At 28.5% G+C, this 246-nt stretch carries 1 protein-coding gene; it reads right to left on the reverse strand.

The genetic code is table 11. The annotated features are described in order from the left end of the window. A partial coding sequence (locus NF27_RS07925) for a tetratricopeptide repeat protein (RefSeq protein ID WP_039458023.1) occupies positions 1–246 on the reverse strand: 246 nt, incomplete at both ends.

The raw sequence follows: 246 nt of genomic DNA on the forward strand, positions 1-246 counted from the left end.
TTTATACTGATAGCCGCATTAAAATCTTTTATAGCATTTTCATAATCTTTAAGCTCATTATATGCCATACCTCTATTACTATAGTAAGTTTCACTATTAGGTTTTAATTCTATAGCTTGGCTATAATCATCAATTGCTTCCTTATACTTACCTTGAGCATAATAAGCATTACCTCTACGGTTATAATCCTCATCATTTCTAAAGTTTATACTAATAGCCGCATTAAAATCTTTTATAGCATTTTCA

The organism is Candidatus Jidaibacter acanthamoeba (assembly GCF_000815465.1).
Taxonomy (GTDB): Bacteria; Pseudomonadota; Alphaproteobacteria; order Rickettsiales; family Midichloriaceae; genus Jidaibacter; species Jidaibacter acanthamoebae.